This is a genomic window from Alcanivorax sp. P2S70, from assembly GCF_000475295.1.
GTDB lineage: Bacteria > Pseudomonadota > Gammaproteobacteria > Pseudomonadales > Alcanivoracaceae > Alcanivorax > Alcanivorax profundi.
Genome location: NZ_AXBZ01000022.1, coordinates 1 through 12,292, shown reverse-complemented (window position 1 = coordinate 12,292; position 12,292 = coordinate 1). Strand labels below are relative to the sequence as shown.

15 protein-coding genes and 1 tRNA gene are annotated in these 12,292 nt (G+C 57.3%); 4 read left to right on the top strand and 12 right to left on the bottom strand.

Annotation, left to right across the window (positions count from 1 at the left end; translation table 11 throughout):
* Window positions 1–66 precede the first annotated feature (66 nt).
* The 4 genes from Q672_RS25015 to Q672_RS25000 all read right to left on the bottom strand — a co-directional run bounded on the left by Q672_RS25015 (window position 67) and on the right by Q672_RS25000 (window position 2,388).
* Window positions 67–918: a DUF72 domain-containing protein gene (locus Q672_RS25015; RefSeq protein WP_022985205.1), complete on the bottom strand. Its 852-nt coding sequence runs from the start codon at window positions 916–918 to the stop codon at window positions 67–69.
* Complete coding sequence (locus Q672_RS25010; RefSeq protein ID WP_022985204.1) at window positions 912–1,391, bottom strand: DUF6942 family protein; 480 nt, start codon at window positions 1,389–1,391, stop codon at window positions 912–914. Before Q672_RS25010 ends, Q672_RS25015 begins: the two co-directional genes overlap by 7 nt.
* Before the next feature lie 136 nt (window positions 1,392–1,527).
* A tRNA-Val gene (locus tag Q672_RS25005) sits at window positions 1,528–1,604 on the bottom strand.
* Window positions 1,605–1,689: 85 nt separating this feature from the next.
* Window positions 1,690–2,388, bottom strand: a complete 699-nt coding sequence (locus tag Q672_RS25000) for a GntR family transcriptional regulator (protein WP_022985203.1) — start codon at window positions 2,386–2,388, stop codon at window positions 1,690–1,692.
* Between the two features lie 301 nt (window positions 2,389–2,689).
* Between Q672_RS25000 and Q672_RS24995 the strand changes: the two genes are divergently transcribed.
* The gene (locus Q672_RS24995; protein ID WP_022985202.1) at window positions 2,690–3,250 is read left to right on the top strand and encodes a hypothetical protein; all 561 of its coding nucleotides are present in this window, start codon (window positions 2,690–2,692) and stop codon (window positions 3,248–3,250) included.
* A 391-nt stretch (window positions 3,251–3,641) separates the two neighbouring features.
* On the opposite strand, the gene Q672_RS24990 is transcribed toward Q672_RS24995, so the two are convergent.
* The 6 genes from Q672_RS24990 to dapA all read right to left on the bottom strand — a co-directional run bounded on the left by Q672_RS24990 (window position 3,642) and on the right by dapA (window position 7,656).
* Entirely contained in the window at window positions 3,642–4,148 is a 507-nt protein-coding gene (locus tag Q672_RS24990) for a hypothetical protein (protein WP_022985201.1), read from the bottom strand.
* 124 nt (window positions 4,149–4,272) lie between these two features.
* On the bottom strand, window positions 4,273–4,506 hold the full coding sequence (locus Q672_RS24985; protein WP_022985200.1) for a DUF6726 family protein: 234 nt from the start codon (window positions 4,504–4,506) through the stop codon (window positions 4,273–4,275).
* 41 nt (window positions 4,507–4,547) lie between these two features.
* On the bottom strand, window positions 4,548–5,264 hold the full coding sequence (gene purC / locus Q672_RS24980; protein WP_022985199.1) for a phosphoribosylaminoimidazolesuccinocarboxamide synthase: 717 nt from the start codon (window positions 5,262–5,264) through the stop codon (window positions 4,548–4,550).
* A gap of 26 nt (window positions 5,265–5,290) precedes the next feature.
* Window positions 5,291–6,064 (bottom strand): MBL fold metallo-hydrolase, encoded by a 774-nt coding sequence (locus Q672_RS24975; RefSeq protein WP_022985198.1) that lies wholly within the window; start codon window positions 6,062–6,064, stop codon window positions 5,291–5,293.
* 57 nt (window positions 6,065–6,121) lie between these two features.
* Complete coding sequence (gene bamC / locus Q672_RS24970; protein ID WP_022985197.1) at window positions 6,122–6,775, bottom strand: outer membrane protein assembly factor BamC; 654 nt, start codon at window positions 6,773–6,775, stop codon at window positions 6,122–6,124.
* The gene (gene dapA, locus Q672_RS24965) at window positions 6,772–7,656 is read right to left on the bottom strand and encodes a 4-hydroxy-tetrahydrodipicolinate synthase (RefSeq protein ID WP_022985196.1); all 885 of its coding nucleotides are present in this window, start codon (window positions 7,654–7,656) and stop codon (window positions 6,772–6,774) included. The genes bamC and dapA overlap by 4 nt, the downstream gene beginning before the upstream one ends.
* A gap of 287 nt (window positions 7,657–7,943) precedes the next feature.
* Between dapA and Q672_RS24960 the strand changes: the two genes are divergently transcribed.
* Window positions 7,944–8,471, top strand: coding sequence for a glycine cleavage system protein R (locus tag Q672_RS24960; RefSeq protein ID WP_022985195.1), 528 nt, complete (start codon window positions 7,944–7,946; stop codon window positions 8,469–8,471).
* A 54-nt stretch (window positions 8,472–8,525) separates the two neighbouring features.
* Entirely contained in the window at window positions 8,526–9,002 is a 477-nt protein-coding gene (gene bcp / locus Q672_RS24955) for a thioredoxin-dependent thiol peroxidase (protein ID WP_022985194.1), read from the top strand.
* 196 nt (window positions 9,003–9,198) lie between these two features.
* Here bcp and Q672_RS24950 read toward each other — a convergent pair whose 3' ends face one another.
* Both Q672_RS24950 and Q672_RS24945 read right to left on the bottom strand, forming a co-directional pair.
* The gene (locus Q672_RS24950) at window positions 9,199–10,284 is read right to left on the bottom strand and encodes an AI-2E family transporter (protein ID WP_022985193.1); all 1,086 of its coding nucleotides are present in this window, start codon (window positions 10,282–10,284) and stop codon (window positions 9,199–9,201) included.
* Entirely contained in the window at window positions 10,284–10,532 is a 249-nt protein-coding gene (locus Q672_RS24945; protein ID WP_022985192.1) for a sulfurtransferase TusA family protein, read from the bottom strand. Before Q672_RS24945 ends, Q672_RS24950 begins: the two co-directional genes overlap by 1 nt.
* A gap of 69 nt (window positions 10,533–10,601) precedes the next feature.
* Between Q672_RS24945 and Q672_RS24940 the strand changes: the two genes are divergently transcribed.
* Complete coding sequence (locus tag Q672_RS24940; RefSeq protein WP_031226372.1) at window positions 10,602–12,032, top strand: M48 family metalloprotease; 1,431 nt, start codon at window positions 10,602–10,604, stop codon at window positions 12,030–12,032.
* Window positions 12,033–12,292 lie beyond the last annotated feature (260 nt).

Genomic DNA, 12,292 nt, shown 5'->3' with positions numbered 1-12,292 from the left:
GTTCGCGATCTGAAGGCCTCGATCCCTCCTTGGCTCAGTGATCACTGTTGTAGAGCCGGTGTATTCCTAGAACAAACCGGGCTGATCGACCTGATCAGCCAACCCCAGCTCGGGCAGCTCCGGCACCTTCTCCCGCAATAATCCCTGCCATAACTGCACCAGTGACAAGGCCTGCCCGTTGTCCGGCATATGGATGAACATATAGGGCTTGCGGCCTTCGGCAATCCAGTTCGCCATTCGCGGTACCCACGGCGCCAGATACTCACGGTTTGCCTCCAGCTCCGGGTGCCCGATAAACCGCACGACTGGATTTGCCCTCGCCACTGGCAACACATGCACTGGCAACTTCGGCTTCTTGCGCTGGGCATCGCGAGTGCTTTCATCGACTGGGTCGGCCGCAAACAGGGGTCGGCTGTCAAAACATACCCGGGCCACCTCTCGCTCACGCAACCCCTGATTCAGGGCACGCTCTGCCTCCCCTTTTTCAAAAAAGGCCGGATGACGCATTTCCACAGTACAGGTCAGCGCATCCGGCAAGCGGTCCAGAAAGCCCCAAAGATTGGCAAGATGCTGAGGTCCAAAGGCGGCGGGCAACTGCAGCAGGAAAGGACCGAACACATCCTCCAAGGGCGCCAGCGTGGCCAGAAAGCGACGCACCTGCGGGTCGGTTCTGGCCAGCAGGGCATCGTGGCTGATCTCTCGCGGAAATTTGAACAGAAAGCGAAAACACTCCGGCACCTGCGATCGCCACACTTCACATTGGGCGGAGGTTGGCGTGGCGTAGAAGGTGGTGTTGCCTTCCACCGTGTTGAATACCCGGCTGTATTGCGCAAGCGATGATAAGCCCGCAGGCAAACGCCCCTGCCAGTCCGGGTGCTGCCATTGTGGACATCCCAGATAATACGGCAGGCTCAACATGCCCCCACCCCATAGAAGCCGGCGCCAGCCAGGGCCTCGCGCACAACCGCCACCCGTTCATTGTTCAGTTGTCGATAATCCGGATACGGACTCAGCAGCAGGCGACGGGATACATCCATTTTAAGCCGCCCCACCGCATCAATCGGTGTCGCCTTATGTGCAAGCCCCTCGAAACGATGCAGGTTTTCCTTGCCCGCAATCCAGTGCCAACCTGCTGCCGGCAATAATTGGGGAGCAAAACATATGGCCGTCTGGGTAAACAGCGCATGATCACGATAACGACGCCAGTCACCCCCCTCCGGGCTTGCCACCTTGGCCAGCAGGTTGATGATCTTGCGCCAGTGATTGGAGTTCGCCTCAGTCACAGCCTGGGCCGTGGGAGTCTCCGCAAACGTCTCCAGACCCACGGGGCGATGGGGAAGATACAGAATCAGTCTGGCGGTGGCGGAGCCAAGGATGTCGCAGGAGGTCATGCCGCAGAGCCGGGAAAGGAAAACAGGGGCACCATTCTATCAGAATGGCCGGCTCGGCAAGTGCACCCCACGATAGCAACCCTCGCCCTTGCGCCATAAAAAAAGGGCCTGTCGCACGCGACAGGCCCTTCACATTTGGTACAACCGAGTGGATTCGAACCACCGACCCCCACCATGTCAAGGTGGTGCTCTAACCAACTGAGCTACGGTTGTATATTCCACAGGCCGTCTACAACGCCCTGAAGAGGGTGGCAATTCTATGCAGCTTGCCAGGTCAGGGCAACCCCTGAGCGCCACGTCATGATTTTTTTCGTCGTGAACCCCAGGCGGTCTCGATCTGCCGGGCTCGGGTGATCGACTCTTCAACCAACTCGGACTGGTGTTCGGCGAATTCGCGAATGATCTCCAACGCTGAGCGAACATCACGACGGAAGATGGTTTCCACCAGTGCCTTGAAGAACGACAGGCACTCTTTCACCTCATCGGCCTCCAGATGCAACGCCATGAAATAGGCACGCTGCATGGCCGGCTGCATATTGATCAGAATGTCTTCCACAAAGGGATTACGGGCATAAGGGTAGGCATGCTCGAGAAAACGGAAGCTGAGCGCAAAAAACTCATCCAGGTCCCGGTCTTCTGCGGCCACCTGAAGGCCATGCACCAGCTCGATAAAGGAATCCAGATCCTCTTCCCTTACCACCTTGATAGCTTTGCGGATCACCAACCCCAGCAGCACCTGCATGACCTCATAAAGGCTGCGCACGTGGCTCTCCGACATTTCTTTTACCACTGCCCCGCGACGCGGCAGGATATCGATCAGCTGACGACGCTGCAGAATCAGCAAGGCTTCACGGACCGACCCGCGGCTGACCTCCAGCTCACCCGCAACTCTCAGCTCTTGAATACGATCCCCGGCCAACATGTCACCGCGAATAATCTGGTCGGCAAGATGCTGGGCAATTTGCTCCGACAGGCTTTCCTTGGCTTTGAAGCTCACCGTGCCCCCACTACGTCTTGTTTAACAATCATGGCGTGATTGTCCGACTATAGTACAGGGCCGACTCACGACCAACCTTTTGTTTTCCCGTTATGCAGCTTGTTGAACCCGCCAGACATGCCCTTCCAACCAAAGCTGTCACATTGCCAACCGGTTCCCCTTTTTCACTGCCATTCACTGGTATTCGACAACTGATCCCTTAGGATGATTGGAGGTTGGATAGCCGTGTGGCGTTACACTCTTTAACCCCGCCCGGTTTCTGCTCACTTGGTGCCCCAGGGCGCAAAGACGGAATCACTGAATGACACCAGAACTCATTACCCGCTTGCCCCGGCTTGAGGCGTTATTTGATGCCCATATGGAACGCTTCGGGAAAGACCTCACGCCCTATCGCAACCACGTGTACCGCCTGATAAACCTGGTTGCTGCACAGCAAACATTGGATGCTGAGGCACGCGACAAACTTGCCGTCGCCGGTTTTTTCCACGATGCGGGTATTTGGCTTGCCGGTACCTTTGACTATCTAGGTCCGTCTGCCCGGCTCGCGGAGCACTATCTCGAGGAGCAGGGGCTTGCGCACTGGCAAGAGGAAATTGAGGCCATGATCGTCAATCATCACAAGATCAGCGGTTACTCATCCAGCTCAGGGCCTTCAGACAACGACAGACTGGTCGAGGCTTTTCGGCGCGCAGACTGGATCGACGTCAGTCTTGGCATGCTTCGCTTTGGCATTCCTTCTGCCCGTGTAAGGCTAATCAAGCGCGCCTTCCCCAATGCCGGCTTTCACCGCCTGCTATTCAAACTTGGCGGACAGCAGTTTCTTTCCCAACCTCTACGGCCACTTCCAATGCTGCGTCGCTGAAGCCCTTTCAGTTACCCACAGGATCTGTGGATAACTCTGTGAATAGAGTGTCAGGAACCGTTCTCAGTACCGGCATTCCCTGAGGTAACAACAAAATGATGAAAATTTGTCCATTTTGTTAAACCCTTTAAAATCAAAAGCTTAGAAGCCACCAATAAAAATCAAAGAGTTAGGGCACATCGTTCATTCTTAATATGAAAAATGGTTATTCGCTGTGCAAAACTCTTGCCCATTACAGGGGCAAGACACCAGTCAACGCTGGTCGGAGTGGGGAAATGCCAATCAAGCAGCGAGAAACAGCGCATTTCACGGCGGGCAGGGCCCTACACAGGGGCAGCAGGGCCGGGAGGTTTGGGGGCATCCAATATCAAGGGGCATGACCACCCGGGCTTTAGCGACGGAAGCTGTAACTCACCCCCAGAACCACGGCAGGCTCCACATCAAGATCGTAGCGATCACGCTCTTCATCCGTATCGCATGACCTCACGCCCCGGTATTCTCCACATTCAAGCGCTTCGAGCACACCTACTGCACCGCTCACGGTCCATCGGGAATACGGTTTGACCCACTGGTGACCCAGCTCAAACGCGACACCCAGGCGCTCGTAATGGCGCTCGCCGCCCAGATCGCCGCCCATCAGCCCCGTGTAGAAGCCGCTTTCGTCCATCATGCCGCGCTCCATTTTGTGCCTCCAGCCAACGACCCAGCGAAATTCCTCGGTATCAAGACCCGACGAATCCACATAGAAGGCAGGAAGGGCAAAGAAGCTGTTCTGAGTGGTGGCCCACTCCAGGTTAAGGCCAACCAGGCCATTGAGGTATCCAATGCCAATCAGGGCATCGTCTGCCTGCGCCTGGAAAGGCAGCATGGCAAGCAGGGACAGTAGCCAGCGACGCATGGCGAACTCCGGTTTTTGTTGTTATGTCAGGCAGCAGAGGTGTGGCCAATATTCTTCACACCCCGGAGCCGATTACAAGGCTGTTGCGCCCACCCGCACCGCCCGGCGGTGCGAGTAGCAGAAATCACAGCGGGATCTTATCAATTTCGTCAGCCGTGTTATCGATGGCACCATCGACCTTTTCCAGTGCCTCGTCAGCGGCATTCCCAACGACAGGAATGATCGAGAGCACAGCCCCGACTACAGAACCTGCAGCGCCCACAAGACGCATGGGGGTAGTCGCAATCTTGGTGAGAAAACAACCGCTCAGGGCGACAGCCAGCACAGCAACCGCCGTGATTCGAAAAACCGCTTTCATGGTACGCTCCTTATTATTATCGCGTTCTCTTTATGGCGCTTTCAGTATTCGAACGTCATCCCCAGACGACGCCCCACTTCTTCGTAGGCTTCCACCACGCCCCCAAGGCCTTGGCGGAAACGGTCTTTGTCCAGTTTTTCACGGGTGTCTTTGTCCCACAAACGGCAGCCATCGGGGCTGAATTCATCGCCCAGCAGGACTTCCCCATTAAACACGCCGAATTCGAGTTTGTAATCCACCAACAGCATACCGCCATCCAGAAACAACTGCTTGAGCACCTCGTTGACCTTGAAGGTCAAGGCTTTCATCTGGGCAACCTGCTCATCGGTGGCCCAGCCAAAGCTGCGGATGTGGTAATCATTGACCATGGGATCCCCCAGGTCGTCATTCTTGAGGAAGAATTCGAAGGTGGGCGGGTTGAGCTCTTTGCCCTCTTCCACTCCCAAACGGCGACAGATAGAACCTGCCGATACATTTCGCACTACACACTCAACCGGAATCATGTCCAGTTTCTTGACCAGTGCCTCGGTCGGCGAGAGCAGCTTTTCAAAATGACAGGGAATACCAGCCGCTTTTAGCTTCTCCATGATGGCAGCATTGAACTGGTTGTTCACCGCGCCCTTGCGTGCCAACGCTTCTTTCTTCTTGCCGTCAAAAGCCGAGGTGTCATCACGAAACACCATTACCAGCCGGTCTCCATCATCTGTTGTGAAAACAGATTTGGCTTTGCCGGCATACAACTCGTCGCGTTTTTCCATGGAGAGACCTTTCACTCGGGTCAAAATCAAATTACCTGCAGCCAGTCGAACCCCTGGTTCTGACTGGCTACGCCAATACGTTCGTGGCCGGTGTCGAGCGCTGCCTGAATCTCGGCCAGCGCCAGAGTAGCCGTGTTGTTCTGTTCGCTCAGATGAGAGAGAACCAGATGCTGCAAACGGTCCGTGTTGGCCTGCCGCAGTAACGCCGCCGCCTGTGCATTGCTCAGATGCCCTAACATACCACCCACGCGCCGTTTCAACGAGGCAGGATACGGGCCGTTCGCCAACATGCCATAGTCATGGTTGCATTCCAGCAACAGGGCATCGCACTCACTGTATGCCTCCACAACATGAGGCGTGATGGAACCCAGATCAGTTAGCACTCCCAATGTGCGCTGCTGCCAACCAAAACGGTACTGGCAAGGCTCACGGGCATCATGAGGCACCAGAACTGGCAGCACTTCCAGCTCACCAATATGAAACACCCTGCCTGGACGTACTTCCTGCCACCGGGTATTGCGCAGGCTGGCGGGCTTGTCTTCTACCGCGCAGGCAGTTCCAAACGAGCTGTATACCTCGCATCCCGCCTGCCGCGCCACTGGGCCCACTCCGCGGATGTGGTCCCCGTGTTCATGGGTCACCAAAATCGCGCTTAGCTGCTCGAGCTCGAGCCCGCGAGCAGATAGTCGCGCCCGGGTTTCTTTCAAGGTGAAACCGCAATCCACCAATACCAGGGTATCCCCGGCCTCAATGAGGGTGGCGTTTCCCTTGCTCCCGCTTCCCAAGGAGGCAAACCGCATCAGCGTCTACCCTGGCAGGATTGCAGCCGCCGGGTTGGGGCAAGGGCTTCGTCCACGTTATTCCAGCTCTTCGTAAATACGCTCGAGAATGGCAGAGCCGGGGGTTTTGTCCACCAGTGCCGTGCCCTTTTCGTTAAGCACTGCAACCTGGATACCGTTGGTTGTATGGCTGAGCTTCAACTGCGCTTCCCGTGCACCCAGTTCATACCGGTCAGGTACGCGTAGAAAGAAAATGCCTACATCACGGTCACGATCGCTGACTTTGAAATCGGTTTCTTTCAACGCATCACTCACGTATTCCCATGCCCAGGCATAGCGAGTGGTCATCATGATAATGGGGTAACCGTTACCATCGCGCGCCAGAACGGCACGGATCGACTCCCCCTTGGGGATAGGAGTCGCGTCGTCCTTGTCGGCTTCATTGCCCAAGACCACCAGTTGGGGCGGCTTGGGAGGTACAAATTTGTCTTCATCTTTCTGGGCGCCAACCAAACGATCGTCCTGACGCGGCACGGGATACAGCGCTTGCTCACCGATAAAAACGTCGCCCTCCGGCACCTCAACAGGATCGGTCACTGCCGCATCCCGGTAAGCCAGACTGGTATCTGGCAACCAGCTACATCCCACCATCCCCGACAGGGCCAGCAGTGTCAGCGCCAGGCTTGCGCCCTTGCCACTTACAGGTAGTGCAATCGGTACTGCGTGCTTCATTTACCCTCCAGCAGCCCGCACTGACGCATGGTCTCACGCAGCCGCGGCTGGGCCGCCTCAGACAGCGTGACCAGTGGCAGCCGGATACCTGCATCAATGAGGCCCATTTCATAAAGTGCCCATTTCACCGGAATCGGATTGGCTTCGATAAACAGATCACGATGCAGGGGTTCAAGTTCCGCATTCAGGGCACGGGCCTTGTCAGCGTCCCCCGCCAGGGCGGCATCACACATGGCAGCCATCTTGGCAGGAGCCACGTTGGCAGTAACGGAAATGTCGCCGTGACCTCCCGCCAGGATGAAATCCATGGCGGTGGCGTCGTCACCGGAATAGAGCATGAAATCTTCGCCACAGCGTTCCCGGATTTCACGGGCCCGCTCCAGATTGCCGGTGGCTTCCTTGATGCCAATGATATTCGGCACCTTGCTCAGGCGCTCTACGGTTTCCGGTAGCATGTCGCACGCGGTACGACCAGGCACATTGTAGAGAATCTGCGGAATATCCACCGCCCGGGCCACCGCCAGATAATGCTGGTACAGACCTTCCTGGGGAGGCTTGTTGTAATAGGGTGTCACCAGCAGGCAGGCATCCGCGCCATCGCGCTTGGCATCACGGGTCAGGCGGATGGCTTCTTCGGTGTTGTTGGCCCCGGTCCCTGCGATCACAGGAATGCGACCCTTGGCCACCGCCACCACTTCGCGAACCACACTGTCATGCTCCTCGAAACCCAGGGTGGCAGACTCCCCGGTGGTGCCCACCGCGACAATCGCATGGGTGCCTTGCTCCACATGCCAGTCCACCAGCGAACGCAGGCGTTCCCAGTCCACTGAACCATCCGCGCGCATGGGGGTAACCAGCGCTACAATGCTACCGCGAATCATGCCTCTCTCCTGTTGGGCGCAACACAGGTGCGCAAAGCCGGAAAACCGCCGCATCGGCCCCGGCCAAAGGGTGAAGGGCGCTATGGTAAACGCCGACAGGGCCGGACGCCAGATGTGGCCGGTCAAACCCGCCTTTTCGCCAGCATCGACTCTCCCGAAGCGGCCGTCTACACTTTCCTGACCATAACTGTTCGGACCCTGGAAATTGCCTCCAGGCCACCGAAGGATTGATTGTACTGCCCATTACCGTCAGGGCAGCACCTTATAGTGAGGACAAGGACTACGCCATGGAACAGCTGATTGTGATCTCCGCCCTGGGTACAGACCGCCCCGGCATTGTGGAAGCCCTGTCCCGGGCAGTACTGGAGCGTAAAGGAAACATCCTTGATTCACGGATGACCGTGCTGGGGGGCGAATTTGCCGTGCTGATGCTGATCAGCGGCAGCAATGACACCCTGGATCAGCTGGAAGCCGACCAGCAGACGCTGACCGGGGAACTGGATCTGCTGATCACCCTCAAGCGCACCCGCCAGCGCGACACCCGTCCCAGCAGCCTCCCCTACGAGGTTGAAGTGGTCGCCATGGACAATCCCGGTATCGTCCATGAAATCGCCAATTTCTTCTCCTCCCGGAACATCAACATCGACGACCTGCACACCGGCACCTATGCCGCGCCCCACACCGGCACACCCATGTTCAGCCTTCACCTGGTGTTGAGCATGAACGCAGAACAATCCGTGGCTCAGCTGCGCGACGCCTTCCTGGATTTCTGCGAGGCCCGCAATCTGGACGCCACCATGAGCCCGAAGCGCTGAGGCGCTTCTGGATAACGCTTACACGCCCGATAACACGAGAGATCTAACCCCGATATGGCACATCCCAAAATTGGCAACCTGGCCCCCAATTTCAAACTCCCCGATCAGGACGACAACCTGGTGGAACTGAAGTCCTTCAAGAACCAGCACCCGGTAGTGATCTTCTTTTATCCCAAGGCAATGACCCCTGGCTGCACCACCCAGGCTTGCGGGATTCGCGACACCCGTGCGGAACTGGAGAAGCGCGGGGTAAAGGTGTTCGGCATCAGTCCGGACCCGGTCAAACGGCTGCCCAAGTTCATCGAAAAGCATGACCTGAACTTCAGCCTGTTATCCGATGAAGATCACACCGTGGCAGAAAAGTACGGCTGCTGGGGCATGAAAAAATTCATGGGCAAGGAATTCATGGGGCTGATCCGCACCACGTTCATCATCGGCAAGGATGGCAAATTGCTAAAGGTCATGGACAAGTTCAAGACCAAAAGCCACCACGAAGATCTGCTGGCAGAACTGGACGAGCTGGGGATCTAACCGGCTGGCCCGCACGCGTTGTTTCGCTGCCCTCGAAGGTGAAAAGCCGATGGATGGGCAGCCCCCCCTGAAAAGCGCCCCCTCTTTATCTGTTGGCCCACTCAGGGGGATACGCCTGAAAATCTGGGCAAGCAACGGGGTTTTGAGCGCTTGCTGGCGGCATCTGGAGGCGCCGCAACGGCGCCCCTTGCTGTGTTTACTCGCCACTCGCCTGTTCAGCCACCGGATAACTTCCCTCCCGGGGCCAGGCATTCAACACCGCCTTGAACAGGGTCGCCAAGGGAATCGCAAAAAATACGCCCCAGAGCCCCCACAGACCACCAAACAGCAGAATCGCAGTAATAATAGCCACCGGATGGAGATTCACCGCCTCAGAGAACAGCAGCGGGACAAGGATATTGCCATCAATAAACTGGATAATGCCGTAGACCACCATCACCAGCGCAAACTCACCACTCCAGCCAAACTGGACATAGGCCACGGCAGCTACCGGCAAGGTGACTACCGTCGCGCCGATGTAAGGCACCACCACCGACAACCCGACCAGCACACCCAATAACACGGCGTAATGCATATCAAGCAAAATAAAGGCGACGAAGGTAACGCTGCCAACCAGGAGGATTTCCACCGCCTTGCCCCTGACATAGTTGGCGATTTGGCCATCCATTTCCTGCCACACGTGGCTCAGCACTCGGCGACGACGAGGCAAAAACTGCATTAACCAGCCCACAATGGCGTCTTTGTCCTTGAGAAAAAAGAACACCAGAAGGGGGAGCAGCACCAGAAACACCATCACTTCCACAATATTGGGGATCGAGGCCAGCGACAGGGTCAACACTCCCTGTCCGGCTTCCGCCACCTGCCGCTGAATGACGGCAATCACTGAGTTCACCTGCTCAAGAGAGATCACTTCCGGGTAATGCACCGGCAATTCCCGCAACCAGGCCTCGCCGTTCTTGAGCACATGGGGTAACTGCTCCTGAACCAGCAAGGCGGTCTGACGCCAGACCATGGGCAACAGCAGCACCAGCGTCATGATCAGCAACCCAAGAAACAGGGCAAACACCAGATTCACCGCCAAAAAACGCCTCATCCCCCGCCGCTCCAGCCCTGAGACAAGCCCCTGCATCAGGTAAGCGATGACAATGGCTGCCAGCACGGGCGCCAGCATGCCCCCCAAGAAAGCGATCAGCAGACCGGCTGTCAGCAGCACGACCAAGAGGTACACCGCCTCTTCGTCTGAAAAATACTGGTCCGCCCAGTTGCGTAAAATGCGCAGCATCAGCTCTCCTGTTCACCGCGACGAATCACAAGAATAAAACGGCCCGATTTCTCCTCACTGCGAACCAGCTCGTGGCAGGATTGTCTCAGATAGGCAGGAATATCGATGGCCGATGAGGCATCGGTGGCAATCACTTCCATCACCTGGCCAGGCTGCATATGTCGCAAGGCCTGTCGGGTTTTGAGAAGCGGCATGGGGCATTGCAGCCCGGAAGTATCCAACTGGAGATCAGTCACTGTGTCCGTCATGCTATTCATTGATTACCAACCTGACGGCATTATAGTCACAACCCGGCCTGCCCGACATGGAGCCATTGATTGAAGTTGTTATCGCGCACACTCTTGATGTTCTGTTGCCTGCTGACGGGTCCGGTCAGTGCCAATGATGACCTGCCGGTTCTGGGTGATCCCACATCGGCATTGATGTCTGCAGATCAGGAGTACCGTCTGGGCCGAGCCTGGCTGCGCAGCCTGCGCGGACAAACCTCCATCATGAACGATCCGATGGTGCAGGAATATGTGGAAAGCCTGGTTTACCGTCTCGCCTCCTACAGTGATCTGAAAGAGCCGGACCTGGACATCGTGGTGGTAAACAGTCGCCAGATCAACGCCTTCGCTGTGCCTGGTGGTGTCATCGGCCTTAACGCCGGCCTGTTCCTGAATGCAGACAGCGAAGACGAAGTCGGCGGGGTAGTAGCGCACGAAATTGCCCACGTTAGCCAACGCCATTTTGCCCGCCGCTATCTGGATTCCAAAAAGGTCAACACCGCCGTACTCGCCGCCATGCTGGCCAGCCTGGCCGTCGCTATTGCCGGGGATGGTGAAGCCGGGATGGCAGGGGTGGCAGCCACCCAGGCTGGCGCCATTCAGGCACAGCTGGCCTATTCACGGCAGAATGAGCGGGAAGCCGATCGCGTGGGAATGCAGACCCTCGCCGCAGCAGGCATGGACCCGGATGCCATGCCGCGGTTCTTCGAACGTATGCATGATGGCCAGCGCTTTGCGGGCCGGCCGCCGGAATTCCTGCTCACCCACCCGGTTACCGAAAGCCGTATCGCAGACAGCCGGGCCCGGGCACGCAATCTCCCCTCCCCACGGCTGAATGTCTCTCCCCATTACCTGCTGATGCAGGCAAGACTGCGCGCCGCCTTTATCCAGAGTGACAGTCAGGCCATCGATTATTTCAAACGTTACACCAACGAACGCAGCGCACTGGCCCTGCAGGCCGCCCAATACGGCTTGGCACTCAGTTATCTGCGTGCGAACCACTACGATCAGGCCCGCAACCTGATGCAATCGCTGGCAAGCCAGCACCCGGATGAGCTGTGGTTCCGGTTGGGGCTCACGGAAATCGCGCTGGATGAAGGACGTTACCCCGAAGCCATCCAGCAAGCCCGCTGGGTGCTCGATATTGCCCCCGGCAACTATGCAGCCTCCGTGCTGCTGAGCCGGGCCTACCTGCGCAGCAATCAACCGGACAATGCACTGCCGATCATCAAACCGTTGCTGGCACAACGCGGCACGGACCCCGCCATCTGGGAGCTGGCTGCCGATGCCTATGGCAACAGTGGCGACCGGGTGCGCGCACTTCACGCCAAGGCTGAAAGCCAGTTCCTGCGCGGCAATGACAGCAAGGCGCTACAGCAAATGAGCTATGCCCTGCGCGATGCCCGGGAGGACTTTGCCCTGTACAGCAAGCTCAACGGGCGACTCAAGCAGATGCAGACACTGTCGGAAGAAAAGTTCTAGGGAGCCTCTGAATAACGCCTTGCGTGCTCAGTCTTTCAGGCTGGCTCACCCTCTCTAATGGGCCAAAAGGTAAAGCGGGGCGCGGTTTTGAAGGTGTATGTTCATCCATCGGCTCTTCACCTTCGAAGAAAGCGCAACAACGAGTGTGGGCCAGCCTGGAAGACCCGAGGGACGCGGCCTGGAACGCACATCTGATGCGCCTTGCCTCCAGGAAAGGGAACCACCCTTACCGTCGAGTCAAGACACAACAGCTGCACGCT

Coding starts and splice junctions, on each gene's coding strand:
- Q672_RS25015 (WP_022985205.1), bottom strand. CDS start 918: ATGTTGAGCCTGCCGTATTATCTGGGATGTCCACAATGGCAGCACCCG.
- Q672_RS25010 (WP_022985204.1), bottom strand. CDS start 1,391: ATGACCTCCTGCGACATCCTTGGCTCCGCCACCGCCAGACTGATTCTG.
- Q672_RS24995 (WP_022985202.1), top strand. CDS start 2,690: ATGACACCAGAACTCATTACCCGCTTGCCCCGGCTTGAGGCGTTATTT.
- Q672_RS24990 (WP_022985201.1), bottom strand. CDS start 4,148: ATGCGTCGCTGGCTACTGTCCCTGCTTGCCATGCTGCCTTTCCAGGCG.
- Q672_RS24985 (WP_022985200.1), bottom strand. CDS start 4,506: ATGAAAGCGGTTTTTCGAATCACGGCGGTTGCTGTGCTGGCTGTCGCC.
- purC (WP_022985199.1), bottom strand. CDS start 5,264: ATGGAAAAACGCGACGAGTTGTATGCCGGCAAAGCCAAATCTGTTTTC.
- Q672_RS24975 (WP_022985198.1), bottom strand. CDS start 6,064: ATGCGGTTTGCCTCCTTGGGAAGCGGGAGCAAGGGAAACGCCACCCTC.
- bamC (WP_022985197.1), bottom strand. CDS start 6,775: ATGAAGCACGCAGTACCGATTGCACTACCTGTAAGTGGCAAGGGCGCA.
- dapA (WP_022985196.1), bottom strand. CDS start 7,656: ATGATTCGCGGTAGCATTGTAGCGCTGGTTACCCCCATGCGCGCGGAT.
- Q672_RS24960 (WP_022985195.1), top strand. CDS start 7,944: ATGGAACAGCTGATTGTGATCTCCGCCCTGGGTACAGACCGCCCCGGC.
- bcp (WP_022985194.1), top strand. CDS start 8,526: ATGGCACATCCCAAAATTGGCAACCTGGCCCCCAATTTCAAACTCCCC.
- Q672_RS24950 (WP_022985193.1), bottom strand. CDS start 10,284: ATGCTGCGCATTTTACGCAACTGGGCGGACCAGTATTTTTCAGACGAA.
- Q672_RS24945 (WP_022985192.1), bottom strand. CDS start 10,532: ATGACGGACACAGTGACTGATCTCCAGTTGGATACTTCCGGGCTGCAA.